This is a genomic window from Streptomyces sp. NPDC054834, from assembly GCF_053611185.1.
Genome location: NZ_JBSGZV010000040.1, coordinates 51,511 through 77,311, shown reverse-complemented (window position 1 = coordinate 77,311; position 25,801 = coordinate 51,511). Strand labels below are relative to the sequence as shown.

The 25,801-nt window shown below is 69.2% G+C and carries 20 protein-coding genes, 1 tRNA gene and 6 pseudogenes; 12 read left to right on the top strand and 15 right to left on the bottom strand.

Translation table 11 applies throughout. The annotated features are described in order from the left end of the window. Positions 1–62 precede the first annotated feature (62 nt). Complete coding sequence (locus ACWGJM_RS36985; protein WP_453416129.1) at positions 63–1,082, bottom strand: hypothetical protein; 1,020 nt, start codon at positions 1,080–1,082, stop codon at positions 63–65. A 307-nt stretch (positions 1,083–1,389) separates the two neighbouring features. On the opposite strand from ACWGJM_RS36985, the gene ACWGJM_RS36980 reads away from it, so the two are divergent. The 3 genes from ACWGJM_RS36980 to ACWGJM_RS36970 all read left to right on the top strand — a co-directional run bounded on the left by ACWGJM_RS36980 (position 1,390) and on the right by ACWGJM_RS36970 (position 6,980). Next, positions 1,390–2,688: a hypothetical protein gene (locus ACWGJM_RS36980; protein ID WP_453416128.1), complete on the top strand. Its 1,299-nt coding sequence runs from the start codon at positions 1,390–1,392 to the stop codon at positions 2,686–2,688. A 76-nt stretch (positions 2,689–2,764) separates the two neighbouring features. Further along, a tRNA-Gln gene (locus ACWGJM_RS36975) sits at positions 2,765–2,837 on the top strand. Positions 2,838–3,125: 288 nt separating this feature from the next. After that, a complete protein-coding gene (locus ACWGJM_RS36970; protein ID WP_453416127.1) occupies positions 3,126–6,980 on the top strand; it encodes an nSTAND1 domain-containing NTPase in 3,855 nt (1,284 codons plus the stop codon). Positions 6,981–7,007: 27 nt separating this feature from the next. On the opposite strand, the pseudogene ACWGJM_RS36965 reads toward ACWGJM_RS36970, so the two are convergent. Further along, positions 7,008–7,469 (bottom strand): annotated as a pseudogene (locus ACWGJM_RS36965) (transposase); the annotation flags it as partial. Positions 7,470–7,474: 5 nt separating this feature from the next. On the opposite strand from ACWGJM_RS36965, the pseudogene ACWGJM_RS36960 reads away from it, so the two are divergent. Continuing rightward, a pseudogene (locus ACWGJM_RS36960) lies at positions 7,475–7,588 on the top strand (transposase); the annotation flags it as partial. A 237-nt stretch (positions 7,589–7,825) separates the two neighbouring features. Here the strand turns inward: ACWGJM_RS36960 and ACWGJM_RS36955 are convergent. Next, on the bottom strand, positions 7,826–8,383 hold the full coding sequence (locus ACWGJM_RS36955) for a TetR/AcrR family transcriptional regulator (RefSeq protein WP_453416150.1): 558 nt from the start codon (positions 8,381–8,383) through the stop codon (positions 7,826–7,828). Between the two features lie 92 nt (positions 8,384–8,475). Between ACWGJM_RS36955 and ACWGJM_RS36950 the strand changes: the two genes are divergently transcribed. Then, positions 8,476–9,525, top strand: a complete 1,050-nt coding sequence (locus tag ACWGJM_RS36950; RefSeq protein ID WP_453416126.1) for a zinc-binding dehydrogenase — start codon at positions 8,476–8,478, stop codon at positions 9,523–9,525. A gap of 15 nt (positions 9,526–9,540) precedes the next feature. On the opposite strand, the pseudogene ACWGJM_RS36945 reads toward ACWGJM_RS36950, so the two are convergent. From ACWGJM_RS36945 to ACWGJM_RS36935, 3 genes and pseudogenes are all read right to left on the bottom strand, one after another. Then, positions 9,541–10,101, bottom strand: a pseudogene (locus tag ACWGJM_RS36945) (IS5 family transposase); the annotation flags it as partial. Continuing rightward, a pseudogene (locus ACWGJM_RS36940) lies at positions 10,098–10,410 on the bottom strand (Tn3 family transposase); the annotation flags it as partial. The pseudogenes ACWGJM_RS36945 and ACWGJM_RS36940, both read right to left, overlap by 4 nt. A 245-nt stretch (positions 10,411–10,655) precedes the next feature. Next, positions 10,656–11,384, bottom strand: a complete 729-nt coding sequence (locus ACWGJM_RS36935; protein ID WP_453416125.1) for a TetR/AcrR family transcriptional regulator — start codon at positions 11,382–11,384, stop codon at positions 10,656–10,658. Positions 11,385–11,624: 240 nt separating this feature from the next. Here ACWGJM_RS36935 and ACWGJM_RS36930 point away from each other — a divergent pair, with 240 nt between their 5' ends. The 3 genes from ACWGJM_RS36930 (at position 11,625) to ACWGJM_RS36920 (ending at position 14,151) form a co-directional block, all read left to right on the top strand. After that, on the top strand, positions 11,625–12,212 hold the full coding sequence (locus tag ACWGJM_RS36930) for a flavodoxin family protein (RefSeq protein WP_453416124.1): 588 nt from the start codon (positions 11,625–11,627) through the stop codon (positions 12,210–12,212). 215 nt (positions 12,213–12,427) lie between these two features. Then, a complete protein-coding gene (locus tag ACWGJM_RS36925; RefSeq protein ID WP_453416123.1) occupies positions 12,428–13,417 on the top strand; it encodes an aldo/keto reductase in 990 nt (329 codons plus the stop codon). 305 nt (positions 13,418–13,722) lie between these two features. After that, on the top strand, positions 13,723–14,151 hold the full coding sequence (locus tag ACWGJM_RS36920) for a recombinase family protein (protein ID WP_453416122.1): 429 nt from the start codon (positions 13,723–13,725) through the stop codon (positions 14,149–14,151). Positions 14,152–14,386: 235 nt separating this feature from the next. Here the strand turns inward: ACWGJM_RS36920 and ACWGJM_RS36915 are convergent. Next, positions 14,387–14,593: pseudogene (locus ACWGJM_RS36915) on the bottom strand (Tn3 family transposase); the annotation flags it as partial. A 107-nt stretch (positions 14,594–14,700) separates the two neighbouring features. On the opposite strand from ACWGJM_RS36915, the pseudogene ACWGJM_RS36910 reads away from it, so the two are divergent. Then, a pseudogene (locus ACWGJM_RS36910) lies at positions 14,701–15,054 on the top strand (helix-turn-helix domain-containing protein); the annotation flags it as partial. Positions 15,055–15,114: 60 nt separating this feature from the next. Here ACWGJM_RS36910 and map read toward each other — a convergent pair. Next, on the bottom strand, positions 15,115–15,882 hold the full coding sequence (gene map, locus ACWGJM_RS36905; RefSeq protein WP_453416121.1) for a type I methionyl aminopeptidase: 768 nt from the start codon (positions 15,880–15,882) through the stop codon (positions 15,115–15,117). Positions 15,883–15,947: 65 nt separating this feature from the next. Here map and ACWGJM_RS36900 point away from each other — a divergent pair, with 65 nt between their 5' ends. Further along, complete coding sequence (locus ACWGJM_RS36900) at positions 15,948–16,253, top strand: helix-turn-helix domain-containing protein (RefSeq protein WP_453416120.1); 306 nt, start codon at positions 15,948–15,950, stop codon at positions 16,251–16,253. A gap of 16 nt (positions 16,254–16,269) precedes the next feature. Here the strand turns inward: ACWGJM_RS36900 and ACWGJM_RS36895 are convergent, their stop codons facing one another. The 3 genes from ACWGJM_RS36895 to ACWGJM_RS36885 all read right to left on the bottom strand — a co-directional run bounded on the left by ACWGJM_RS36895 (position 16,270) and on the right by ACWGJM_RS36885 (position 18,413). Then, on the bottom strand, positions 16,270–16,785 hold the full coding sequence (locus ACWGJM_RS36895) for a zinc-ribbon domain-containing protein (protein ID WP_453416119.1): 516 nt from the start codon (positions 16,783–16,785) through the stop codon (positions 16,270–16,272). Next, positions 16,721–17,308 (bottom strand): Tn3 family transposase, encoded by a 588-nt coding sequence (locus tag ACWGJM_RS36890; RefSeq protein WP_453416149.1) that lies wholly within the window; start codon positions 17,306–17,308, stop codon positions 16,721–16,723. The genes ACWGJM_RS36895 and ACWGJM_RS36890 overlap by 65 nt, the downstream gene beginning before the upstream one ends. A gap of 139 nt (positions 17,309–17,447) precedes the next feature. Then, positions 17,448–18,413: an Lrp/AsnC family transcriptional regulator gene (locus tag ACWGJM_RS36885; protein ID WP_453416118.1), complete on the bottom strand. Its 966-nt coding sequence runs from the start codon at positions 18,411–18,413 to the stop codon at positions 17,448–17,450. A 116-nt stretch (positions 18,414–18,529) separates the two neighbouring features. Here ACWGJM_RS36885 and ACWGJM_RS36880 point away from each other — a divergent pair, with 116 nt between their 5' ends. Further along, positions 18,530–19,966: an FAD-dependent monooxygenase gene (locus ACWGJM_RS36880; protein ID WP_453416117.1), complete on the top strand. Its 1,437-nt coding sequence runs from the start codon at positions 18,530–18,532 to the stop codon at positions 19,964–19,966. A 372-nt stretch (positions 19,967–20,338) separates the two neighbouring features. Here the strand turns inward: ACWGJM_RS36880 and ACWGJM_RS36875 are convergent, their stop codons facing one another. From ACWGJM_RS36875 to ACWGJM_RS36865, 3 genes are all read right to left on the bottom strand, one after another. Beyond that, positions 20,339–21,379 (bottom strand): LacI family DNA-binding transcriptional regulator, encoded by a 1,041-nt coding sequence (locus ACWGJM_RS36875; RefSeq protein WP_453416116.1) that lies wholly within the window; start codon positions 21,377–21,379, stop codon positions 20,339–20,341. Positions 21,380–21,461: 82 nt separating this feature from the next. After that, positions 21,462–23,210 (bottom strand): discoidin domain-containing protein, encoded by a 1,749-nt coding sequence (locus ACWGJM_RS36870; RefSeq protein ID WP_453416115.1) that lies wholly within the window; start codon positions 23,208–23,210, stop codon positions 21,462–21,464. A gap of 11 nt (positions 23,211–23,221) precedes the next feature. Further along, positions 23,222–24,316 carry a DUF1996 domain-containing protein gene (locus ACWGJM_RS36865; RefSeq protein WP_453416114.1) on the bottom strand — a complete coding sequence of 365 codons (1,095 nt, stop codon included), beginning with the start codon at positions 24,314–24,316 and terminating at the stop codon, positions 23,222–23,224. Between the two features lie 316 nt (positions 24,317–24,632). Here ACWGJM_RS36865 and ACWGJM_RS36860 point away from each other — a divergent pair, with 316 nt between their 5' ends. Further along, positions 24,633–25,142: a hypothetical protein gene (locus ACWGJM_RS36860; RefSeq protein WP_453416113.1), complete on the top strand. Its 510-nt coding sequence runs from the start codon at positions 24,633–24,635 to the stop codon at positions 25,140–25,142. Between the two features lie 44 nt (positions 25,143–25,186). Here the strand turns inward: ACWGJM_RS36860 and ACWGJM_RS36855 are convergent, their stop codons facing one another. Continuing rightward, complete coding sequence (locus tag ACWGJM_RS36855) at positions 25,187–25,669, bottom strand: hypothetical protein (RefSeq protein WP_453416112.1); 483 nt, start codon at positions 25,667–25,669, stop codon at positions 25,187–25,189. Between the last annotated feature and the right edge of the window lie 132 nt (positions 25,670–25,801).

Sequence of the window (25,801 nt, the reverse complement as noted above, 5' to 3'; positions counted from 1 at the left end):
CGTGCTGGCGAGTTGGTCGGCGTACTCCGTCAGGAGTGGCTTGAGCTGGGTGTAATTGGTGTTCAAACCCGGCGTGGCGAGACAGTTGGCATCGATCCCCAGTGCCTGCGGTGCCGTAGCTGGGGCGGCAGGGCGGGGATGAGAGGGGCGAGCGCGCGCTCGCTGCCGGTGACGCGCGACCAGACGAATTCCGAAGCGGCCTGGTGCTTCCATGGGTTGTCGAAGGGTGGGGTGGTGCCGGGGCCTCGGAGTGACCTGCGCCCAGATAGTGGCCCAGTGGTGGTGTCGCTGATCTGGTTCGCCAGGAGTTCGATTTCTCGGTCGTTGAGGAACAGGGCGATGGGCAGGCGTTGATTGCCGGCTCGGCGTTCGGGCCATGTGTCGGGGATGCCGAGGAAGCGTGCTGCGGCCTGGACGCCCATGTCGGACACCATCTGAATGAGCCGGACGGCGGCTGCTCGACGCTGCATCGGATGCCGGAGGCGTGGGGCGAGGAGGTCGCCGTTCGGATATTGCAGCCAGTGGTCCGGCAGCCACTGAGGGATGTGTTCTGGGCGGTAGCTGTTTGGATCGAGTCGGCTGCTGGGACCCCGCGCCAGATTCTGCGACCGGCGGTCTCGGGCCTGCATGACCGCGCTGCGGAAGGAGAGCGAAGCGTGGAACAGGTGAAGGTCGGTCCGTCCCCATTTCCCGGAGTCCGGGCCGGGCCCCGAGCGGAGCATGGATCTGAGGGCTTCGTCGCGGTCGTGCTGGTCGAGGGCGAGGATCTGGTCCGCGGTGTGGAGGAGAACGCCTGAGGCGATGGCCGACTTCGGTGGCCGGTCCCAGGTGTGCTGCCGGAGCTCACCAGGGAGGGCGTCGATCTCGCGACGGTGCGTGGTCAGGTGATGCTCGACGGCCTTGGCGAGCGGTGCGGGATTGAATTCCCTGGCCGGCGGCCAGGAGGCGAGGGCGATCGCGGAGGGGATCCGCAGGTCGGTGAAGTACTCGCGAGCCGTTTGAGGGCTTCCGGCGCAGGAGTATCCAGGCGGGCGCCGCAGATGAGGTCGAGCAGGTCCTGGTCCTCGACGGGGTTGCGGCACTGGGCGGGGAGGAGCCCCTTGAGCGGCAGGAGTTTGGAGCCCGCCTGGGCTACTGGCGCAGCGCACTTCTTCCGGAGCTCTCGTATTCCTGGGCGCGAGCAACGCAGAACGGCGAGCCAGTTCGGATTCAAGGCCGGTCATCGCCGAGACCACCGCTCCGTAACTCGCTCTGCGACTGCGGCGTGCAGATAAGCAGTGGAGACCTGATCGTGCTGATGACAAGGTGAGGCTCATGCCGTCGCCCACATTCGAACAGCTCCTCCGGGAACTGCACGCCTCGCTCACACTGCGCAAGCGTCCGGAAGATGTGGCCCGGCTCATCCAGGATCTGTACGCCGCCCAGGGCTCTGGCCTCGATGCAGCAACCGAGGCGGCACTCGCCAAGGCCGCTGAGCACTCCCTGCGAAACCTCTGGCACGGCTATACCTCCATGCAGGAGGAATTCGCCCGCCCGGTTGGTGCACAGCGCCAGCTTGCCCGAGCGGCAAGCCTGTTCATGAGCGTGCCGGACGTTCCGGACAACGCCGGGGATGATCCCGCCCAGATCGAGGCGGTGATCCGGCGAGCGGGTGAGGAAATCGGCCGCGCATACGGGCAGAACGACTTCGGTTTGGACCGCTTCAACCGGGCCGAGCGCACGGCGGCTGGCCTCGGTGAGATCTCCAAACGCCAGTACAACAAGCGCTTCCGACTACTGCGCCGCATGGAAGCCAAACTGGCCCGGCTCATCCACGAGCAGCGCCTCCGCGAAGTGACCATCACCGGCAAAGGCGCGCTCGCCCACGCCCTCCCGTACGAGCTGTTCGCCACAGACCCGGACACGGCAGCCTTCATCGCCTACATCACGGCACGCGGCTACATGCGCAGCGTCTTCACCAACGGCCGGCAGCGTCAGGTCTACGACGAGGTCGCCGAGGCCCTGCTCCAGCGCCTGCGGAACCTCCCCGAGCGGACCTGCTGGTACGCGGTCGCGCATGTGCACCCCACAGCTGAAGTGCTGGCCCACGTGTCCGACCAGGACCTCACACAGCTGCTGATTCGATGGAACGGATTCCTACGCCAGGTCGCAGGTCTACTGGAGGACGCCTGGAACCGGCATCCGCTGGAACGCAACACGATGATCGTGCGCCGTGGCAACGACTCGTCTACGTGGAACCAGGCCGCACAGGCATGGAACACGGCCCGGGCCCACTGGTTCGCGCTGCTGACCGAGCTGGGGCAGGACGAGATCCTGGATCGGATTTGCCCTGGCAAGGTGCCCCGCCTGATGGCGGCCGACGTGGCGTACTGGCACCGCGTGAGCGGGGGCGGGCTGCACCCGGACACCTACGTCTGGGCAGAGCTTCCTCTGCCCTGGGAAGTACTCCGGGGTGAGAAGGAATGTCCACGCTCCCTCATCGAAGCAGTCTGCGCCCGGCATCGGGTGGACCCGATAGCTGGCGCCTGGACCGCTCCCAGGCCATCAACTGAGGCCGTCGCCTACCGGCGGACACCCGAGCTGGTACACGGAGTCGCCGTCGCCGACCCACTCATGGCCAGCGCTCTCCGGTCGGCAGGAGTCTTCTCCGGCAAGGACAAGCGTGCTGCCGCTCAAGAGTGGACGTGATCGACGGCCATCCCCACGCGTCCGCGCCTGCAAATCAGTTGACCCACGCGGTGGCCCAAGAAATGATCACGGTGGCGACGAGGAAGCTCTGCGGAGGAGCGCCCGGCTCTGATCCCGGGTGGACGCAGGTTCGAATCCTGCCCTCGTCGCCTCTTCACATACTTCCCAAAAGACGCCTCGCCGTGCGGATTGCTCAAGGCCTTGTTGCATCCACGACTTCGCCCAGGTTACTGACGCAAGGCACTTGTTCCGCCTGCCCGTCTCCAGACACCCGTCGCACTCGTCCTCTCGCGTATGAACCTACCGACGACCATGATGCCGGTGCTCACGAACGAGAGAAACCGGCTTCTGTGGTTTGCCGTTGCATCACGGGTGCGCGTAGCTTCACGGACCACAGCGCTGCGTCCACGGGGGAAGCGGCGCAGGGGGTGATGTCGATGGCGGGACGTCCGGAGAGTCCGCTCGATCCAAGTGCGGGGCCGGTGGGGCGGTTCGCCGCCGAGTTACGCAAGCTGCGGGCGGAGGCCGGCAGCCCGACGTATCGGGTGATGGCGCAGCGGACGAATCAGGGGGCGAGCACGCTGTCGCAGGCGGCGGCGGGGGAGCGGTTGCCGACGCTGCCGGTCGTGCTGGCCTACGCCCGTGCCTGCGGCGGCGATGAGGCCGATTGGGAGGCGCGGTGGCGTGAGGCGGCCGCGGAAGCAGCGGCCGAGCCGCGTACCGAGGACGAAGACGCTGAGCCGCCCTACCGGGGCCTGGCCCGCTTCGAACCGGGCGACGCCGATTTGTTCTTCGGGCGCGAGGAGCTTACGGACCGTCTGCTCGATCTCGCCTCGTCCCGCCGGTTCACTGCGGTGTTCGGCCCGTCGGGCAGCGGCAAATCCTCCCTGCTGCGCGCCGGCCTCATCCCCCGCCTGCGCGCCCCGGATGCGACTCGTCCCCGGCCAGCCGCACTGCGCGTGATCACCCCTGGCGAGCATCCCCTGCTCTCCCACGGACAACGGCTGCGCCCGAAGGACGCTGACGGCGACACGTGGCTACTCGTCGACCAGTTCGAGGAGCTCTACACGCTCTGCACCGACCCGGGCGAACGCGCCCAGTTCATCGAGCAGTTACTGGCCTGCACCGACCCAGCGAGCCGACTGCGTGTCGTGATCGCGGTACGCGCCGACTTCCTCGGCCGCTGCGCCGCACATCCCCGGCTGACCGCCGCGCTGCAGGACGCCACTGTGCTGGCCGGCCCGATGAGCAGGGACGAACTGCGCGAGGCCATCGTCAAACCCGCCCAGGCTGCCGGCCTGATCGTCGAGCGGGCGCTGACAGCCCGCATCCTCGACGGGGTCGAAGACGAACCTGGAGCGCTGCCGCTGATGTCGCACGCTCTGCTGGAGACGTGGCGCCGTCGCAAAGGCCGCGCCCTCACGCTCGAGGCTTACGAGGCGGCAGGCGGCCTGCACGGGGCGATCGCCCGCACAGCAGAAGACGCCCATGCCCGCCTCACCCCGGCACAGGCCGACGTCGCCCGTCGGATCCTGCTGCGCCTTATCACCCCGGGGGAGGGAACCCCCGACACCCGACGGCCTGCTCCCCGCGAGGAGCTCGCCTTCGACAGCCCCACCGACACGGCTGTCGTCCTCGACCGCCTCGCCCGCGCCCGCCTGCTCACCCTCGACCACGACACCGTCGACCTCGCCCACGAAGCTCTGATCACTGCCTGGCCGCGCCTGCGGCAGTGGATCGAGGATGCCCGCGAGCGACTGCGTCTTCACCGCCAACTCACCGAAGCTGCCCGCACCTGGAACGACCTCGATCGTGATCCTGGCGCGCTGTACCGTGGCGCACGGCTGGGTACGACGGAGGACGCGTTCACCGCTGCCGGGCCCAGACGCGAACTGACTGTGTTGGAGGAGGAGTTCTTCAACGAAAGTCTGGGCGCGCGCGACCGCGAACAGCGGGCAGCCGCGCGCACGACCCGCCGTCTGCGGGTACTCGTGGCCGGCCTGACCGCCTTGGTGCTCGTGGCTTGTGCCGCGGCGACGGTCGCCTTCCAGCAGCGGGCCGCTGCCCGGGCCGAGCGGACCACGGCGGTGTCCCGGCAGATCACGGCGGAGGCGGATCGGTTACGCGGAGCCGACATCCCGGCCCAGACGCAGAACGTGGCCCTGGCGGCACTGCTGGATGTGGCGTCCTACCGGATGCGCCGGAACACACAGACCTACACCAGCCTGGTGAGTGCCGCGAACTCCGGCCTGTTCACCGATGTACCGGAGCCGGACGGGACGGCCACGGGGGAGATGGTGTTCGCCCGCAACGGCGCACGGCTGGCCCACGACAGGGCACGGCACCTCCTCGCCATCGTCGGGGCCGACTATGCCGTGCGGCTGTGGGACACGACCCGCTTCAACCACCCCAGGCGCCTCGGCCCAACCCTGCTCGGCACTGTGGTGGCCATGGCCCCGGACGGCAGGGTGCTGGCTGTCGGCGAGGCCGAGGGCGGCGTCCGGCTGTGGGACGTCTCCCATCCCACGCACCCTGTCCGGCTGAGCACAATTCCCAAGCCCGGCGACGGTGATGTCGGCTCTTTGGCGTTCGCGCCCGACGGTCACCGGCTCGCGGTGAGCGCCGACAGCACCGACCTGTGGGACGTCGGCGAGCCCCGGCATCCCGTACGCCTCGCCCGCTCCCTGACTGGGGACGTGGCCGCCTTCAGCCCGAACCGGAAGCTCATGGCCACGGCCGACACCGTTGACGGCAAGGTATGGCTGTGGGACACCTCTCGCCGGGGGCGCCCGCCCGCCGTCGGGACGCTGCACACCCGGACGGACCGGGGGAGCGTCTTGGTTTTCAGCCCCGACGGGCGGTATTTGGCCACGAACGGTGCCGGGGCTGGCGAGGTGCGCTTGTGGGACGTGCACAAGCCCGATCGCCTCACCTACCCCAGCCTCACGGTCGGCACGTCCGACGGCACCGACGCCCAGGACGTGGCCTACAGCCCTGACGGCCGCATGGTGGCCGTCGCCGGGGACAACGGCGTTCAGCTCTGGAACGACGTCACCACGGAACTGCCCGAGCGGCTGGGACAAGCGCTGGGGCAGCGCTCGTCTGCCGGGATCGCGATGGAGTTCTCCTCCGACGGGCGCAGCCTGATCACTGAGGACAGGGTGATGCGGATCTGGAGCCTGCCGCCGGGAGTGCTGCTCGGTTGCGGGACCTGGAGCGCCGCCGGGTTCGCCCCGGACGGGCGGACCATGGCGGCGGCCTGCACGGAGGACGGGCCGGTGCGGCTGTGGGACACCAGCGATCCGGGTGATCCCCGCCAGCTGGCGGGCTCTCTGCCGGGCACCGCAGCGGAGTTCTCCCCGCGTGGGCACCTGCTCGCCGTCATCGCGCCCGACGGCGGCGTACGCCTCTACGACGTGTCCCACCCCGCGCGGCCGCGAGCGCTCGGTCATCTTGCCGCGGGCCGCGACGACACCGTCGTTCTCCTGGCCTTCACCCCGGACGGACACGGACTGGTCACCCACGAGGAGACCAGTGACCAGTCGAGCGCCATCGGGGCGGACATCGGGGACGGTGACGGTAAGCTGCCGTTCGAGACCTTTGACGACGGCGTCCACATCCGCACCTGGAACATCGGCGACCCCCGGCACCCCCGGGAGGAGGGCCGTGCCGCCGTGCTGGAGAGGAATGCCGGGGCCGGACCGCTGGCGCGCAGCCCGGACGGGGATCTGCTCGCGGTCGTCGACCAGGACCGGCGCATCCTGCTGTGGGATGTCACCGACCCCGCGCACCCGGTCCGCCGCGGCAGGTCCTTCGTCGGCGACGTGGTGACGTTCGCCCCGCACGGCCACACGCTGGCCATCGGCAGCACCGACGACACCGTCCGCCTGTGGGACGCCTCCGACCCTTCCCACGTCACTCCGCTGGGCACCGCGCTGGACGCGGGCGGATCGGTCACGGGCGCCGCGTTCCGCCCCGACGGGCACCGGCTGGCCGTCGGTACCGGCGACGGCATGATCAGGCTCTACGACGTCACCCATCCCGCGCATCCCACCGCAGTGGGCGACCCCCTGGTGGGACACACCGAGGAGATCGACACCCTGGTCTTCACACCCGACGGCCAGGTCCTTGCCACAGGGGGCCTGGACGGCACCACCCGACTGTGGAAGCTGGACGCCGAGCGGGCCATCCACCGCATCTGCGCGGTCACCGGGAGAGCCCTCACCCGTGGCCAGTGGCGTCGCCATGTGGGGGAGGCCCCCTACCGCAACCCCTGCCCCGGGTCTGTGTAGCGAGCGGTGGAACTCGGTCGGTTTTCTTCAGCGGCGTCCGGCGGTGAGCCGGCCGTCGAAGGTGATGTCGAAGGCTTGGGGGTGCGGCCTTCCAGCGCATGGTCCAGCGTTTGCGCCCGGTGCCGGTTGGGTCCAGGCTCATGCCGGCCAGGTGGACGCATTTGAGGGCGGCCTGGTCGGTGGGGAAGTGCCCTCGGACCCGGACGGCCTGGCGGATCCGCGCGTTGATGCTCTCGATCGCGTTGGTGGTGCAGATGATCTTGCGGATCTCACGTCGAACTGGAGGAAGGGCACGAACTCCGCCCAGGCTGCATCCCAGAGCCGGACGATCGCCGGATACTTCCCGCCCCAGGCGTCGGTGAACTCCACGAACCGCTCCAGCGCGGCCTCCTCGGTCGGCGCGGTGTAGACGGGCCTGAGCGCCTTCGCGCTCTTCTCCCAGTCCTGCCGAGCCGCGTGACGAAAGCTGTTCCTCAGCAGGTGAACGACACGCCGAGGGACATCGGGACATCCTGGGCCTGTGGATCGGCGATGGCGGGGAGGGCGCAAAGTACTGGCTCCAGGTCCTGACCGAGATCAAGAACCGCGGCGCGGCCGACGTCCTGATGCCGGTGCCCGCCACCGCCATGGAGACAGGCCGGTTGGCGACCTGCCCGTCCCTGACCTTCACTCACTACGCCCTGTCCGGCAGATCATGGCCGGGGTCGCGATGTCTGGCCCGCGCATCTCGCCGTGCTGTCGGAATTGCCGCCGTACACCCCGTACCAGGACGATCCTCCGCCTTGCGATCGAAGGCACCGGGCGCGCCCAGCCTGGCCGAATGACAGCACTTTGTCGGCAACGCTCTACTGGCGGGGCGATGTGCTGGCTTGCACCAGGGCTCGTGCCAGGTCAGTGCTCTCCGGAAGGCTGTCGAGCGAGAGGGGCTGCGTGGCGACAGCGCCCTCGTGCAGCACGAGGAGTTGGGTGGCGAGGGTGGCCGGGCGCGAGCAGCCCGCCGTGGCGGCGAGTTCCTTGAACAGGTTCAGCAGCCAGAGCTTCTGGTTCGCGGCGATGCGGTATGCAGGATGTGAGGGGTCCGGGAGTTCGGCCAGTGCGTTGATGAAGGCGCATCCGCGGGTGTTGGTCTCGCTCCAGGTCCGCAGTGCCTCGAAGGGTGCGGTGACGGCCTTGGCGGGAGTGTCGCTGGCGTCAACGGCGGCATGGACAAGCGACCGCCAGCGCTGGTCGCGTTCCGTGAGATAGATCGCCACGAGGTGGTCTTTCGAACCGAACTGGTTATACAGGGTTCGCTTGGTTACGCCTGAGTGCTCAGCAATCAGATCCACGCCGACCGCTGTGATTCCGCGGTTGTAGAACAACTCGTCGGCGGCCGCCACGATGCGGCGGCCGGCTGGCGTCATAGGCCGCGCTTCCTGCACGACGGATCCTTTCACTGATCGGTGTACGGTGGAGGGTGTTCACAGATCAGTATACCTGGAAGGAGGTTCAAGCCATGGGTGTGTCCGATTTCATGCGAGCGGTGCGCATCACCAGGCACGGAGGACCGGAGGTCCTTGAGCTGACGGAGGTCACCGTCCCCGCCCTTCAGGCAGGGGAGGTGCTGGTCCAGGTCGGCGCGATAGCGCTGAACAACACCGACCTGTGGACCCGGGAGGGCGCCTACGGCCGTCCGGACGATCCGAAGGCGCTGTCGGGCTGGCGAGGCCCGATCGACTTCCCGCGCATCCAGGGCGCCGACGTGGCCGGCCGGGTCCTGGCCGTCGGGACCGAAGTGGAGGGGAGCCTCGTCGGACGCCGAGTGGTCATCGACCCCGCGATCTACGACACCGAAGGGCCGGACGCCAACCCGGTGGGCCTGATGGGGAGCGAACGCGACGGCGGATACGCCGAGTACGTGACAGCGCCGGTGAAGCGTGTGCACGACGTGACGGAATCTCCGCTCACGGACGACCAGCTCGCGACGTTGCCGACCGCCTACGGCACGGCGCTGGGCATGATCGAGCGAGGCCGGCTACGGAAGGGAGAAACCGCCCTGGTCTCGGGAGCGTCCGGCGGCGTCGGCCTCGCGCTGGTGCAGATCGCCCGCGCGCGCGGCGCAAGGGTGATCGCCATCAGTAGTGGACCCAAGATCGACGCGGTGCGCGAAGCGGGCGCGCACGAAGTCATCGACCGCGCAGGAGGCATCGCCGAGCCAATCCGCGCCGCTGCCCCGGAGGGCATCGACGTCGCACTCGACGTCGTGGCCGGCGAGCTGGTGAGTGAGGGGCTGCCGCTGCTGCGCGAAGGGGGCCGGTGGGTCATCGCCGGCGCACTCGGTGGATACGGCGTGACCTTTGATGTGCGCCGTCTCTACCTGCACAACGCCCAGGTCATCGGTTCCGCGATGCACACGCCCATGCACTTCGACCTCCTCATGGAGCTGGCTCGTCGGGCAGAGATCCAGCCCGTCATCGCCGCGAGCTTCTCACTGGACCAGGCCGCTCAGGCGCAGGAAGAACTCTCCCGCAGGGGGCATGTGGGAAAGATCGTCATGCACCCCTGAGTTCCATCCGACGGATCACGGGCGGAGCCATAAGCGGACCGCCGCGACGGTGACGGTGCCGTGAAAGGCGTAGGTCCTCTTGTCGTAGCGGGTAGCGACAGCTCGGGAGTTTTTGAGCCGGTTGATCATCCGCTCGACCTCGTTGCGGCGTTTGTGGATCTCGCGGTCGAAGCCCGTGGGCCTGCCGCCCTTGCTGCCACGCCGCCGGCGGTTGGCCCGCTGGTCCTGCGGCTCTGGGATGGTGTGCTCGATCCGGCGTCTTCGCAGGTAGCTGCGGTTGCGGCGTGAGCTGTCTTGTCACCGCCGAGGTGGTCCGGACGGGGGGGTGCGAGGGTGGCCGCCCTGCGGGCGGGAGACACGGATGCGTTCGAGGACCTCGATCATCTGCGGCGCGTCGCCCCACTGGCCGGGTGTGACCAGGAAGGCCATCTGCCGGCATCCGCCTTCACCCGCGAGGTGGATCTTGCAGGTCAGACCGCCCCGGGACCGCCCGAGTCCTTCGTCGGGGCGGTGATACCGGGGCGTTGTCCTTTGGGCGCCAGCCGCGTGTTGATGGGCACGACAGGACGTCGAGTCCTGTACTTTGATCTTCCGCCGGTAGGGCGGTTCGTCGGCCAGCCGCAGGATGTGCAGGGTCTTGGCGATCCGCCCGTCGTGGGCGATCGCGTCGCCCAGCGGGGTCGGCCGGCCGTCCCGGGACAGCATCCGGATCACGTCGTAGGCCCGCACGGCCCCGGTGTGGATGGAGCCGGTGATCCGCAGAATGTCCTCCCAGTGGCCCTCGATGCGGGCCAGGTCGACACGGCCGCGGGCCGCGTCCCGGAACGCGCCGTAGTCTGCCGGCCGGTCGATGCGCCACATCTTCTGATCCGGCAGGTCCGCCATGAAAAGCTGTGACGTTCTGTAGCGGACGGAGAGGCAGGTGGCCCATCGGCGGGCGCGGCTATGCGCAGGCCAGGAAGTCAATGTTTTTGAACTCTGACCGTGAGGTGCGTACGGCTGGATGATTTGGCTCGTGGCGGATGGCGGCCAGCTGCTGGAGGACCTTGCAGCCGGCCCCTGCGACTGAACGCCCTCCGCGCGGCCGACGTAACCGACTGCGCCCACCGCCTGCGGAGCAGGCGGCCGGTTCAGCCTGCCAGCCGCTGCAGCCATTCGCGCAGCAGAGCCGTCTCCGTGTCTCGCAGAGGTACCCCGGCGCCCGCAGCCGGGGGTCCGGTGGTGAGCGCGGTTTGAAGTGCGGCATCGAGGGCGAGTGCGCGCGAGGCCAGGTCCGATCCGGACGAGGCGGGCGGGTCCGTGGTGACCGAGGCGATGACGGTGTCCCGCAGCCGTGCCGAAGTGGCCAGGTCCCGCTCCGAGGACTCTTCGCCGATCAGCGCCAGCGTGGCACCCGTCGTCGCCGCGTGGATGACGCGGGTCGCCTGCTCCACCGGAACCCGAAGGCGCCCGGCCTCGGCCGCCCGGCCCAGCAGTCTCACCAGCAGGGCGTGCGCCTCGTCCGCGGCCGGGGGCCGCCGCCCGGGCTGCACAGTGCCGTACATGAGCATGTAGAACGCGGGGTGCTGCACTCCGAAGTCGACGTGCAGGTCCCAGCCGCGGTAGAGGTCGGCCACCGGGTCGTCGGGGGTCAGCGCCAGTGCCTCCCGTTTCTCGGCCAGGTACATCTCGAACCCGTAGGCGGCCAGCTCGGCCAGGAGTCCGTCCTTGTCACCGAACATCCGGTACAGCGCGGGGGCCGTGACACCTGCGGCTGCGGCGACGGCGCGTGTGGAGACCGCCTCGCTCCCGCCCTCCTCCAAAAGCTTGGCGGCCACCTGGAGCACCTGGCGCCGCGCGGCGCGTCGTCCTTCGTTCACGGAACAACGATATCCCATTTTGCGTATCGCCGCTTTATCGGTGCTACTGTCTAGAGCGGAACGATGATCCACGCTGATGGCGGTCGGCCTCGGCCCGCGAGACCTGGGCATGCCGCACCCCGGCCGGGGTCGTCGGTCCCCCGCGCGTGGAGCAGTGCGGCCGACCGCCGCAGCGGGCAGCTCGTCGTCCCCCGGCACCACCACCGAACACGCCGCCATCGCGGCAGGAGAGGAACATCCATGTCCGACATCTCGATCGTCATCGCGTCGCATTCCGGCTACGGCCACACCGCGCAGATCGCCACGGCCGTCGCGGACGGCGCACGCTCCGTTGCCGGGGTGCAGGTCCACAGCGTGGACGTCGCATCCCTCGGCGACGCCGACTGGGAACTGATGGACGCCGCGGACGCCATCATCTTCGGCACGCCCACCTACATGGGCACCGCGTCCGGGGCGTTCCACGCCTTCGCCGAGGCCAGCAGCAAGCGGTGGATGACCCGCGCCTGGAGCGACAAGCTCGCGGCGGGATTCACCAACTCCGGCTCCATGAGCGGCGACAAGCTGCACACCCTGCAGTACCTCTCGCTCCTGGCGGCCCAGCACGGAATGCTCTGGGTGAGCCTTAACCTCCTGCCGGGCTGGAACACCACCACATCCAGCCCCCAGGACGACAACCGCCTCGGCTTCTACCTCGGCGCCGGCGCACAAAGCTTCAACGACACACCCGCGGTCCACGACGCAGACCTGAACACCGCCCGCCACCTCGGCCGGCGCGTCGCCAAGCACACTCGGATCCACCGCGCCGGACTGACCGCCGCAGCGCACTGACACAACGGTCCGTGAACCGCCCCGGCAGCCCCACCCCGCACGGGCGAACGGCAACTCCGGACCAGGGGGCGGAGTCTGCCCCGGTCTGAGGGGTCATGCCGGCAAGCGTACCCAGCAGAATCGTTCGGATTGGCGAGAGGCTGCACGAGGCGTATCACCCATAAAGCACCTTTCGTTCATAAGCCACCCTTTAGTTCTATTCAAAGGAGTGCGTCATGCAGCACCGGACACTGGGAAGTCAGGGCCTTGAGGTCTCGGCGATCGGCTACGGCGCGATGGGCCTGACGATGGCCTACGGACCCACCGATGAGGCGGCCGGCGTCGCCGCCCTCCGCCGCGCGCACGACCTGGGCGTCACCTTCTTCGACACCGCCGAGATGTACGGCTGGGGCACCGGATCCAACGAGAGCCTGGTCGGCAAGGCGGTCAGGGACTTCCGCGACGACGTGGTCCTGGCCACCAAGTTCGGTGTCGACATGTCCGTGCCTCCCGAGCAGATCGGCGGCGCCCTCAACAGCCGGCCCGACAACATCCGCAAGGTCGCCGACAACAGCCTGCACTACCTCGGCGTGGATCACATCGACGTCTTCTACCAGCACCGCGTCGACCCCGAGGTGCCCATCGAGGAGGTCGCGGGCACCGTCAAGGAGCTGATCGACGCGGGCAAGGTGAAGTACTTCGGCCTCAGCGAGGCCGGACCCGAGACGATCCGCAAGGCGCACGCCGTGCAGCCGGTCTCCGTCCTGCAGACCGAGTACTCCCTGTTCGAACGGGACGTCGAGCAGCTCTTCCCCACCCTGGACGAACTCGGTATCGGCTTCGTCGCCTACTCCCCCCTCGGCCGCGGGTTCATCACCGGCACCGCCAAGCCCGCCGGCCAGTACGAAGCCACCGACATGCGCAACGTCGACCCGCGCTGGCAGCCGGGCAACTTCGAGAAGAACGTCGAAGCCGTCGACCGGCTCGCCGAGCTCGCGGCGGCCAAGGGTGCCACCGTCTCCCAGCTGGCCCTGGCCTGGCTCCTGACCCGGGGCGAGCACATCGTGCCGATCCCCGGCACCCGCAGCCCGAAGCGCATCGAGGAAAACGCCGGCGCCGCCGACCTCGCCCTCACCGACGCCGGCATCAAGGCCATCGACGAGATCCTGCCTCTGGGGGGCTTCGGCGCCCGCTACACCGAGGGGCACGTGCCCACCTGGATCTGATGATCCACCCCGGGGACAGATGCAACTCAGGTCGGCTCCGGTGAGATCAGCGCAGGGCGGCGGGGCAGAGGCCGACGGTGTCGTGTGAGCGCGTCCGGATGCGTATGGGCTGAGACGTGCACGGAAGGCGCCCTCGGTTCCACCGATGGGCCGGGCATCGGTGTTTCACAGGTGGTCGCTCATGAAACACCCCGCTGCCCGAAGGCCCACCTGCGGCGATCATGTTTCATGAGTTGTTGCAACCGACTGGACGTCTGAAACGCCCTCATGAAACGGTCTGGGGCGAGAGCGACGACTTCAACCGCGTGGAATCGCGCACCTGCCCGATGTCCACCAGCGCCGCCCCGGCGGGCTCGCCGAGCCGGACCGGCAAGAGCAAGGTGGCGATCCGGTACCACACCGCCCGCTTCCGCCTCGTGCCCCACCTCGCCAAGGTCCTCAGCGTGCCGCCCCCCGCTGTACGGAAGCCGGGCTCGGTATGGACCGAGCTGCCCCGGCCCGCGAGCGCCGGCGCCGAGCCGGTCAGACACGTCCGTCTCGGGTACGCCCGCGCCTCGACCGCACGGCAGTCCCTGGACGCTCAGCCGGACTCTCTCGCCGAAGCCAGAGTGATCCGGCTTTTCTTGGAGAAGATCTCCACCCGAGCCACCAGGCGCCCCGAGTTGGAGGCTGCCGTCAAGCTCGCCGGGGAGATCCGCTCCTCACGGCATCGCCGTCACCCTCCTCGTCCATGAACACAAGCGGCTCGGCCGCGGCATCGAACTCGCCATGCTTGCCGAGGAACTGAAGGCGAGCAACGTCGGCCTGGAGTTCCTCACCGGGGAACTTGAAGGGCTCGCACGACCCGTCCGGCATCGTGTTCACCGTGCTGGCGGCCATGTCCGGGATAGAGCGCGAGTACATCCGCGACCACACCCTCGAAGGGCACGAGTCCGCGCGGAAGCGCGGCAAGACCATCGGCGGCGCGGGCGTCACCGACGAGTCCATGTACCTCGTGTTGAACAGCACGAGCGCATTCAGGACCAAGCCCAGCGCGCCGATCTGGTCCTCCACGCCGTCCTGGTAACGCTGGTAGAGCTGTCCGGCCTTGCCGTGGAAGATCTTCCGGGCGAGCGCGTGGCGGCCCTCCTGGAGGTTGGCCTGCACCTTGATCTTCCGCCGGTAGGCCGGTTCGTCGGCTAGTGTCCTGCGCCAGTAGTTGATCGTTAGTTGGTGTGTGACTTCTGCTGCTGGTGCGTCAGTTCCTCGTCGGGGTCCGAAGCTGGAGCCGTTGCTGCTGTCTGATGACGAGCGGGCTGAGTTGGAGCGGTGGACGCGTCGGGCGACATCGGCCCAGGCCCTGGCTCTGCGGGCGCCGGATCGTGCTGGCGTGTGCGGGGCCGGAAGTACCGCCGATTGTCGCGGTTGCCCGGGATCTGCGGGTGACCGCGGACATCGTCCGCAAGTGGCGGCGGCGCTTCCTTGCCGAGCGGCTGGACGGACTGGTCGACGAGCCCCGGCCGGGCCGGCCGCCCACCGTCAGCGTTGATCGGGTGGAGGTGGTGGTAGTCACCACGCTGGAACAGCTGCCGAAGAACGCCACCCACTGGTCGCGGACGTCGATGGCGCAGCACAGTGGTCTGTCGAAGTCGACCGTGGGCCGGATCTGGCGGCAGTTCCAGCTCAAGCCGCATCTGGCGGCCTCGGCGCCACCCCCCTTACGGTCGGGTGAGAATTTCGGCTCCGCTGTCGGTGATGGCGATGGTGTGCTCACTGTGCGCGGTCCGGCAGCCTGTCGCGCTGCGCAGCGTCCAACCGTCGGCGTCGGTGACGAGTGTGGCAGTGTCGGCCATGACCCAGGGTTCCAGGGCGAGCAGCAGTCCGGGGCGCAGCTTGTATCCGCGGCCGGGCCGTCCGGTGTTCGCGACGTGTGGGTCCTGGTGCATGGTCGAGCCGATGCCGTGGCCTCCGAACTCGGTGTTGATCGGGTAGCCCGCCTTGCTGAGGACCGTGCCGATTGCGTGGGAGAGGTCGCCGATGCGCGCCCCAGGCTTGGCGGCGGCGATGCCGGCGGCGAGCGCACGTTCGGTCGTCTCGATCATCGCGACGCTCTCCGCTGGCCTGGCCTTGCCCACCAGAAAGCTGATCGCGGCGTCCGCGGCCACCCCGCCCCTGGCTACGGCGAGGTCGAGAGTCAGCAGATCCCCGTCTGCCAGCGCGTAGTTGTGAGGCCGCCCATGGAGCACTGCGTCGTTGACGGCCGTGCAGATGTAGTGCCCGAACGGGCCGCGCCCGAAGGAAGGCGCGTAGTCGACGTAGCAGGACTGCGCTCCCGCCTCGGTGATCATCTCCTTGGCCCACTGGTCGATGTCCAGCAGGTTCGTCCCGACCGTGCTGCGCTGCTTCAGCGTGTGCAGGATGTTTCCGACCAGGGCGCCGGTGTCCCTCGCCCGCTCAAGCCGCGCGGAGTTCAGGATCTCAATCATGGGGGGCCTCTCATGTATGTCCAATAACTATCCCGGTCCAACTGTACCGGTATTAGAATGGGGTCATGGTCAGGTTGCCGCTCACCCCCGCCGAGGTAGAACGCGGACAGCGCCTTGGCGCCCTGCTCCGCCGAGCCCGGGGCTGCCGCTCGATGCTGGACGTGGCGCTCGCTTCGCACATCTCGCCGGAAACTCTGCGGAAGATCGAATCCGGCCGTGTGGCTACCCCCGCCTTCCCGACCATCGCAGCGATCGCCGACACCCTCGGCCTGTCTCTCGACGCCGTCTGGGCCGAGATTAACCAGGCGGAGCGAACTGTCGAGGATCAGTCGGTCCTGCCTGTCACACGGTATCCACTGCTGGTTTCGTAACGCCGCACTCAGAGAGTCAGCGGTTCACTGACCGTGCCGTGCCGGTACGCCTGCGCGCACGCTGATCACCTCGTCGACCAGCCCGAGCACCGCCTAACGGACCTCGGCGGCTACACCGACCTGGCCGCCTGGTCGGCTCCGTCGCTTCCTGCCCGAAGGGCGCGAGCGCCCGCACCCTCGCGGTGTGCCCGCACACGGGGAAGGTGTGGGAGACCCGGTAGCCGACGCACTCGCGGCAGGCGGCGACATCGCCGTTCTTCCACTTCGGCATCGCGGTGCGGTTGGAGATCCGCTCCTCCCACTCGTGCCCGGCCGCACACCGCCACCACACCGCGACCTGCATCTTCGGCGTCGCCTTCTGCGGCGTCAGCCCGCCGTTGCGCTCCTGAAGCCACAACGCCGCGACCTGCGGATACGTTTCGACCAGTGAGACCCCGAACGCGCCACGGTCCCCTTCCTCTGCTCGGTCAGGCCGCCTGACCGAAGCCCTCGCTGGTGAGGTCCTCCTCCCGCAGTCGTGTGAAACCCACATTCAGCTTCGGGTCGTACGCCTCCGGCTGGATGCCGAGCTCACGGGTGCTGTACTCGCCGAACCGCTTGATGTGCTCGGTCAGGTACGGCGAGATGTGGGCCAGGTCCTCGGGGTCGATGGCGTAGCCCTCCTCCCGGAGCTGGCGCACGATCTCGGCGATGTCCAGGGCGTTGTGGAAGATCACCGCGTTCGTGAGCAGAGCGTTGAATTTCGCGGTCTTCTCCTGCTCGACGGGGTCGTTGTCGGTGATGACGCCGCCGTTGCCGAAGCCGATCCACTGGGAGAAGCCGTTGAACGCCTCGACCTTGTTCGTGGCGGCGGTCACCCGCCGGCGCAGCGGGGCGTCCGAGAGGTAGCGCAGCAGCTGAACGGTACGGATGACGCGGCCGACCTCGCGGAAGGCCGTGTACGTCGCGTTCTTGCGCGAGCCGGCCCTCAGGCGCCGCAGCAGCAGCGTGGAGGAGGTGGCGCCCTCGCGCACGGAGACAGCCACCCGCATCAGGTGCCGGAACTGGGACTCGATCAGGTCGCGCTCTGACGTCGGACGGAGCCGCCGGGCTGACTGTCAGGGCCGCTGTGCAGCCAGGCGGCCGGTCCAGCGCCGGAGCCGGTGACACCCACCGTGCTTTGCGCGATGGAACCAGCAGGGGGTTGGTCGGTTGCTATGTCCGGTTCGCTGCCTGCTTGACGGTCCTGATCACTGGTGCCGTTTCGATGTGTGTGATGGCTGGGAGTGCGGCGACCCGGGTGGTCAGGTACCGGTACAGCTCCCGTTGGTTCGTGCACACCACGCTCGCGTACAGGTTGGTCGGGCCGGTCGTGGCGGCGGCGAACGCGATCTCCGGATGCCCGGCCAGCGCCTGACCGGCCTCCTCCAGGTGTGCGGGGGCGACGGAGAGCCAGAGCAGGGTTCGGACGTTCACGCCGAACATGCGCCAGTCGACGTCGATGTCGAGATAGAGCAGGCCGTGTTCGCGCAGCTCCGTCATCCGGCGCCGGACCGTCGTCGGCGACCAGCCGGTCGCCGCGGCCAACTGCTCGAACCCGGCCCGGCCGTCGGTGGCGAGCAAGGCGAGGAGTTTGCGGTCACCGTCGTCGAGCCGCACCGGTCCCCGTCGATGCGGCACCGGAGGCGGGCGCAGTCGCTCGATCGCCTCCACGTCCAGCGACCCGAGTTTTCCGACCAGGTTGTCCGGGCCGCCGTAGAAGGCGTGCAGCAAGGAGTGCGCGGTCACGCCCTCCACGCGCGGGGTGCGGGGGAGTTTGGCCAGCAGCAGTGCCTCGCTGTCCGCCTCGCTCTCGGTACGGACCACGCAGGTGATCTCGGTGCCGCCGGAGCTGAGGCTCACCCAGGAGGTGTCGGGGCGTCTGGCCAGCGCCTCGGCGACCGGGAGCGACGCGGCGGGCGCACACCGCACCCGCAGGAACCACAGGGTGGCACCCAGCGCGGTTGGGTCGACCCCGCCCAGCACCCGCACCGCCCCGGCCGACCGCAACCGGGCGTACCGGCGGGCGATGGTGCGATCCGACACGCCGAGAACCGCGGCAATGGTGCTGAACGGGGCACGGCCGTTGATCTGCAGGGCGTGCACGAGCCGAAGATCCAGCTCGTCGTAGTCGGATTCCACCGAGCCGAGGTTAGACGTCGTCAGATAACAGCGCAATCGGGCCGGTTTCTGGCTCGGGCGGCTCGGCCGACGCAGCGTTGCGTCTGTCCTGATCGAACACAGCCAGAGGAGAGTCCATGGACACCGATGTGCTCGTCGTCGGCGCCGGCCCGACCGGCATGACGCTGGCCAACGAGCTGCTGCTGGCGGGGGTGTCGACCGTGCTGGTCGACAAGCTGTCGCAGCGCAGTGACCTGTCCAAGGCAGGCGGCGTGCAGCCTCGCACCCTGGAGGCGCTCGACCAACGAGGGCTGCTGGAGCCTTTGCTGGCCACCGGAGATCACCCCGTCACCACCGGCCATTTCGCCGGTATTCCGCTGCCGCCCCATTACGCCCGGCACCGTCTGCCGTGGCGGTCCGTGCCGCAGGTGGTGATCGAGGGATTCTTCGAGCAGCACCTCGCCGCGCACGGCCTCCATGCCCGCAGGGACCACGAACTGGTCGGCCTCGCCCAGGACGAGAACGGGGTCACCGCGGCCTTCGCCAACGGCGCCACCCTCCGCTCCCGTTACCTCGTCGCCGCCGACGGAGCCCACAGCACCGTACGGTCGCTACTGCGGGCCGGGTTCCCCGGTCAGCCCGGTACGTTGACGGTCATCGCCGCCGACGTGCGGTTGAGCGGCGTCGATCCGTCCGCGTCGCACACCTGGAACGAGGACGGGCACTGGGCGGCACTGTTCCCGCTCGGCACCGATCCGCAGGGCAGGCAGCTGCGCCGACTGGTCCTCGGCGGGCCGGGCCAGTCACTGCCGAGGGAGGTCCCGGTCACCGAGGACGAAATCCGCGACGGCCTGCGCACCGTGTTCGGAACGCGGGTGCACCTGCACGAACTGCGCTACGCCCGCCGTGTCACCAACGCGTCACGGCAGGTCGAGCAGTACCGGCACGGGCGGGTGTTCCTGGCGGGCGATGCCGCCCATGTCCACCTTCCGCTCGGCGCGCAGGGCATGAACACCGGGATGCAGGACGCGCTCAACCTCGGTTGGAAGCTCGGCGCCGCCGTGCACGGCTGGGCACCAAAGAACCTGCTCGACACGTATCACGCGGAACGGCATCCGGCCGGGGCCGCCGTATTGCGCAACGTTCGGGCACAGAGCCTGCTGATGGACTGGACCGGCACTCGCGATCCGGACGTTCTGGCCGCCCGGGAGATCTTCACGGCCATGGCCCAATTGCCGGACGTCCAGCACTATCTCGCCGACCTGACGTCCGGGATGGCCATCCGCTACCCGATGCCGGGCGCCGAAACCCATCCGCTCGTCGGCCGGCCCGCACCGGACCTGGACCTCGGCCCGGCCCGGGTGCACGAACTGCTGCGGTTCGGGCACGGCATCCTGCTGGACCCGGCCGACACGTTCGCCGGGGTCGCCGGCACCTGGTCGGACCGGGTGGACCGGGTGGGCCAGGGCGCCGACACCGAGCCGATGCTCATCCGGCCGGACGGCTACGTGTGCTGGGCAGGCGCGGATGACCTGGAACCGGCGCTCGACCGTTGGTTCGGCGAGCCCCGCTGAGCCGACGTTCAGGAAGCCGGTGCAGCGCATCGGTCGGCAGCGCCCGCGCATACGGCCCCACCCGCTGCTGTAGCCGCAACCGCCGCCGGTGCTGCGCAGCCACCGGCCGTGCCGCACGCACACCTGCCACGGCTCGCCGCAGGCCAGCACCACAGGGGTCACGAGGTCGTCGTACCGGGCCAGGCACCCCGCACACGGCTGAAGTGGCGCCCACTGGCCGGGCCAGGGCTCCACTCGCGCCGGCGGCCGACGGACGTGATCAGCCGCTGCGGCGGCCGGCGTGGGCAGGGCGCGGCACAGTTCCTGCGGCGTGACCGGCATCGACGGGCACACACCAGCCAGCCGCGTCGCCAACCTGTCCGAACAGCACAGCTAGGCCGAGTCGCGGACCACCAGCTCCGGGTCGAAGATGACCGACGTCGCATCGGTGCGGCCGCCGTGGATGTGCTCGTCGAGCAGGCGGGCCATCTCCGCCGCCATCTCCTCGACCGGCTGGCGGATCGTGGTCAGCTGGGGTCGGCAGGTCACGGCGATGCTGGAGTCGTCGAAGCCGACGACCGCGACGTCCTCGGGCACCCGGCGTCCGCGCTCCTGTACGACCTGGCAGGCGCCCTGCGCCATGAGGTCGTTGGCGGCGAACACGCCGTCCGTGTCGGGGTGGCGGGCCAGCAGGTCGGACATGGCCGCGAGACCGCTGTCCAGGGTGAACCCGCCCTCGGCGACCGGGACGTAGGGGTGTCCGTGGCGGGCTAGCGTGTCACGGAACCCGGTAAGGCGCTCCTGGCTCGCCGCCACGTCCAGGGGGCCGCAGACCGTGGCGGGTCGGCGACAGCCGCGCGCGAGGAGGTGCTCCGCGGCGAGGCGTCCGCCGTCCCGGTGCGCCAGGTCCACGTAGGTGAGCGGGACCGGACGGGACGGACGGGCGAAGAGCACCGCGGGAAGCCGGGCGTCGGCGAGAAGGGCGGGCAGCGGGTCGTCCGCGTGGGTGGAGACCACGAGGGCGCCGTCGGCACGGCCTTGGCGCAGGTAGGTCAGCACCTCCTCCCGCGCCTCGGCGGACTCGGCGAACAGGAGGACGGGGTGCATCGAGCGGGGGCGCAGGAAGCCGACGATCCCGCTGATGACCCGTCCGAAGAACGGGTCCGCGAACACCGATGTGGCGAAGGCGTTCTGGCCGGCGTCCGTGGTGTCCCCGGCGCCGGACACCACGAGGGCGACGGTCTCGGCCCGCCGTGTCACCAGGGAACGGGCGGCCCGGTTGGGCGCGTAACCCGTCCGCTCGATGGCCCCGCGGACCACCTCCTGTATCTCGGGATCCACGTTGCGGATGCCGTTGACGACCCGGGACACGGTCGCCCGGGAGACACCGGCCTCCCGGGCGACGTCCTCCAGCGTCGGGGCCCGTCTGCTCATGCAGGCACCCTAACGGACCTGCGAATCAGGCAATAGAGTGCTCTCCCGGAGCGGGTCGTGCGCTCCGGGAGAGGGCCGTCCGTCAGGCGTAGACGCCGAACTCGTAGAGCGAGTAGCCCCAACCGGAGCCCCGCGCCGTGCCGTTGATGCGGACGTAGCGGCCGGTCCCGGTGACGTCGAAGTCGTCTATCCCGCCGTTGCCGTCGGACACGGTGTGTACGGTCTGCCAGTTCTGGCCGTCGTCGGAGGTCTGGATGGTGTAGGCCTTGGCGTACGAAGCCTCCCAGGACAGCTGGACGTGCCGGAACGTGGTGCGGGTGCCGAGGTCGACCTGGAGCCACTGGGGGTCGCTCCAGTCACTGGCCCAGCGCGTGGCCTGATTGCCGTCGACCGCGTTGGCCGCGGTGCACGGGCAGTCACCGTAACTCGCCTGGTAGGACGAGGCGGTGGCGGGTTTGCCCCGTGCCACATTGGTGCCGGAAGGAACCGGTGGGACGACGCGGATCGAGCGGGTCTCGACGCCGACGTTGCCCCGGCCGTCCGTCGCCTTGACGTAGACCTTCCAGACGCCCGGGCGGTCGGGTGCGGTGATCCTGAGACGGCCGCCGCCGAGGTCGGTGGAGGGCAGCGAGGCCAGGTTCTTGCTCTGGTCGATGTACATGCTGTTGTCGAGGACCTCGTAGGAGATCCGGTCGCCGTCGGGGTCGGAGGCCTGCACGGCCAGGACGAGGTCACGTCCGGCCTGCACCTGGCCCGCACCGCCCTCCACGGTCAGGTCGGAGATGACGGGCGGGGTGTTGTCGTGGCTGGTGTCGCCGCCATAGGCCTTCTTCACGGCGTAGTACGACAGGCGCTTCTGGCCGGCGGGCAGCAGGTTGAACCAGATGCCGCCGAAGTCGTACTCGGTGCCGTAGTGGAACATCGTGGCGCCGAGCGCGACCCCCTTGTGCCCGGTGACGCAGCCCCAGGCCCGCGTGTAGCCGTCGGCCTTGGCCTGGTCGGAGGGCTCCGACGGGACGCCGTTGGCGTCGTCGGGGACCTCCCACTCGCCGGCCGGCCCGGTCTCGGTGACGATGTAGGGCTTGGTGTAACCCCCTTGCTGCCAGGCCGACTTGATGTCGCAGACCGCGTTGTAGGAGTTCACGGCGTACAGGTCGAGGTCCGGCGCGTTCTTCTTGAAGTAGGGCCAGGCGCCGACCCATGCGTCGGTGGACGTGACCGGGTGGTCGGGGTCGACGGCGTGGATCTTCTTGGTGATGTCGTTGACGAGGGTGGTGTAGGCGTCGCGCTGTCTCTCCAGTTCGTCGCCGCTGTAGCAGTTCTGCAGCCCGAGGACAGACTCGTTGCCGACGTCCCACATGAGCACGCCGGGGTTGTCCTTGTAGGTCTGGACCCACTTGGGGAACTCATCGAGCACTTGGTTCTTGTAGGCGGTGTCGGTCAGGTAGTTGACGCAACCGCCGCTGCCGGGTCCGCCACCCGGTTGCAGCCAGAAGCCCGCGACGACCTTGATGCCCTGGGCGGCCGCGGAGTCGAACAGCGGCTTGCTGGTGGCGTCGGTGCCCCAGGTGCGGATCGTGTTGACGCCCATGGACTTGAGATCCGGCATGTACTTCTCGGCGTCCGCAACGCTCGGGCCCCAGGTCAGGCCCTTGATCTGGTACGGCTGCCCGTCCACCGTCAGCTGCCAGGCGCCCTGGCTGCCGGTGACCTTGACGACGCTGCCCGCGGCGTGGGCCTGGGTGGCGGGCAGAGCGGCGAGGAATCCGGCTGCCAGCACGCCGGCGGTGAGGGGTGCCGCGATGCGGCGGGTGCGGGGTCGTGGGGTCATTCGCGAACTCCTCAAGGCAGTCGGTAGTGCTCGTCGAGCGCGGCGCCCGCCTCCGGGTGGGTCTCGTCGTAGCCGCGCGCGTCGCACTGGAGCCCGCCGATGACGCAGTGGTCGACCAGGGCCTTGAGCGTGGGAGCGTCCCAGGCGTTGAAGAAGTCGTAGTGGAAGCTGTGACCCGTTCCGCTGGACAGCCGCACCTTCGACATGTCGCCGTTGACGGGGAAGGCCATCTTGAACTCGATCATCGGCAGTGCGACCGGGTGGTCGGCCGGGCACATGTTGTCGTTCGTGCCGGGCTTGACCACGGGGTAGGCCATGTGGCTCTTGTGGTCGGGGGTGTCGAGGTACTTGCCGTCCCAGCAACTGGGCGCCTGGAAACGGATGTTGAGCTGGACGTCCGCGCGGTCGGGGCAGGTCGCGGGGAACTCGGTGTTGAAGAAGCTGTCACCGCACTCCCAGCCCTCGACGAAGCCGGGGTGGTGCCGGAACTCGTCGGCGCTCTGCATGGGGTTGCCGACGACGAAGCGCAGGCCCTTGGGGAAGGGCCGGACGCTGGTGTAGTCAGTGACACCGGCCTTGTAGTAGATGACCTGCGGTCCGACGGGCAGGATCTGCTGGTCGCCGTTGTAGAGGGTGGGCATCCAGTAGCCGGACAGGTCGCCGGGGGCCTTGCACGTGGTGCCGCCGGCCGCCAGCGAGGCGGTCGTGCTGTTGGCGTCGGTCGTCGTGTTGCCCATGAAGGTGTGGTCGTGGGACTTGCCCGGTTGCTGCGGGTAGACGATGGGGTCGTCCGGCCTGGTGTGGGTGACAGAGCAGTTGGCCTGGAACTCGTGGAAGTAGCGGTGCGGCGGGTCCTGGGTGGACGGCGTCACGCCGGTGACGGGCGGGTTCGCGGGGATGTAGCCGTCGCCGTCCGGATCCTCCGGGGAGTTGGCCGTGGACGCGGCCATGGCATGACCGGAGTGGGTGGCCGCGAACGACTGCGCGGCGGCGCTGTGCGGTGTGGGCGGCCCGGCGCTGATGGCGACGCCGCCGAGGCCGAGCGAGGTCAGCAGGAACGCGCCGGTGATCAGCGTGGCTGACAGGCCTTTCGATCTCTGTGGCATGGAGACCTCCTCCTGAACGGTGGGGGTGTCAGAGGCCGTCGCGAGGCGTCCCTATGACGTGACGTCAGGCGAGCTGACGTGGGGGCGCCAGGAAACGTTCGGGAGAGCGCTCTCCCGCCGAGGAGTGTTGAGGGCATGCCATCAAGGTGTCAAGGGATCCGGCAGAAGAGGGACCCGGAAACGGGGGCGTTCACCTGGGTTCAGGAGCGGCCGGCCTGCTAGGAGCTGCGGACTCGTTCCGTCCAGTGGGAGTGGTTGGGCAGGCGGCCCCGATGGGCGTGCACCGGGCTTCGACGCGTATCGCCTCGACGTCCGTATGCATGGCCACAACGGTGACTCCCGGGACCGATGGGAACAACAACTCCTGCAACCGGGACAGCACCTCGTTCTCGGCCGTCGAATCCAGTCCGTTTCATCGGCCGCAAGCCCGTTTCATCGGCCGCAAGCCCGTTTCATCGGCCGCAAGTTCACTGTCCAGCTGAGCGGCGACACCCTGCTCGCCGACGGCGACTGGAGTCTGACCGCGGGCCCGTTGCTGCTGCGCTGGTACGGCCGTTCCGCCAATCCCAAGCGGCTCGTCATGCTGGGGGGCGAGAGGATCTGCGTCGCCGCGTCCCCGGGCCGACGGGTCTCGCAGACCCGGGCGAGCGACTTCCGGACCGTCGCGGTGTTCACCGCGGAACAGGCGAGCGCCGAGGGCGACGCGGGCCGGCTGCGGGGCTTCGCCACGTTCCGGCTCCGCTTCCACGACGGTTCCTGGCTGGAGCTGGGCCGGCTGGCCGAGCCAGAGGATGCCGACCACTTCCTGCGCACTGTAGACGGCTGACCCGCCGGCTCCACGCCGCGTCGCGCGTGAGCCCCGCCGCGAGTTCAGTAGACCGTGACGTCCCAGTGGTTGCCCTCGTCGCAGTAGAGGTTGCCGGAGGCGGCCTGCCACTGCGGGTAGCCGTCACCGCGGTAGCCGATGTAGGCGAAGCTGTTGTGCACATAGCCGTCCAGACACGAGTTGTGCGCCAGATCGACCTTGTAGCCGTTGTAGTGGCTGTAGGTGCCGGACGCGTGGCCGACCTCCGTGCCACCGGTGATGTTGACGGCACAGCCGCTGGCCCGCTTCAGCGTGATCATGGCGTCGACCGTGCCGGAGTTGATCTGGTCGAAGGACGTGCACGTCGAGTTGGAGCGAGTGGTGCAGTTGCCGCTGGAGCTCCAGGTGATGCCCGCGGCGGAGAGTTTCGCGGCCGCGGCCGACTGGGTCATCTTGCTGCCGCTGGCCTGGGCGGCCGGAGCCGCCACGGCGAGGGCGGCCGCCGTGAGCAGAGCGGGCACGGCGAGCCGGCGAGGACGGATGGGCACGGAGCCTCCTGTGGTGGGGGAGAGGCGGGACCTGCTGATCTGGCGCCCCCACGCTAGCGGGAATCGACGGTGGGACAAGTACGCGTCGTCGCCCTGCTCATGGATCGGACGCCGTCCTTGCGGGGGCGCGGG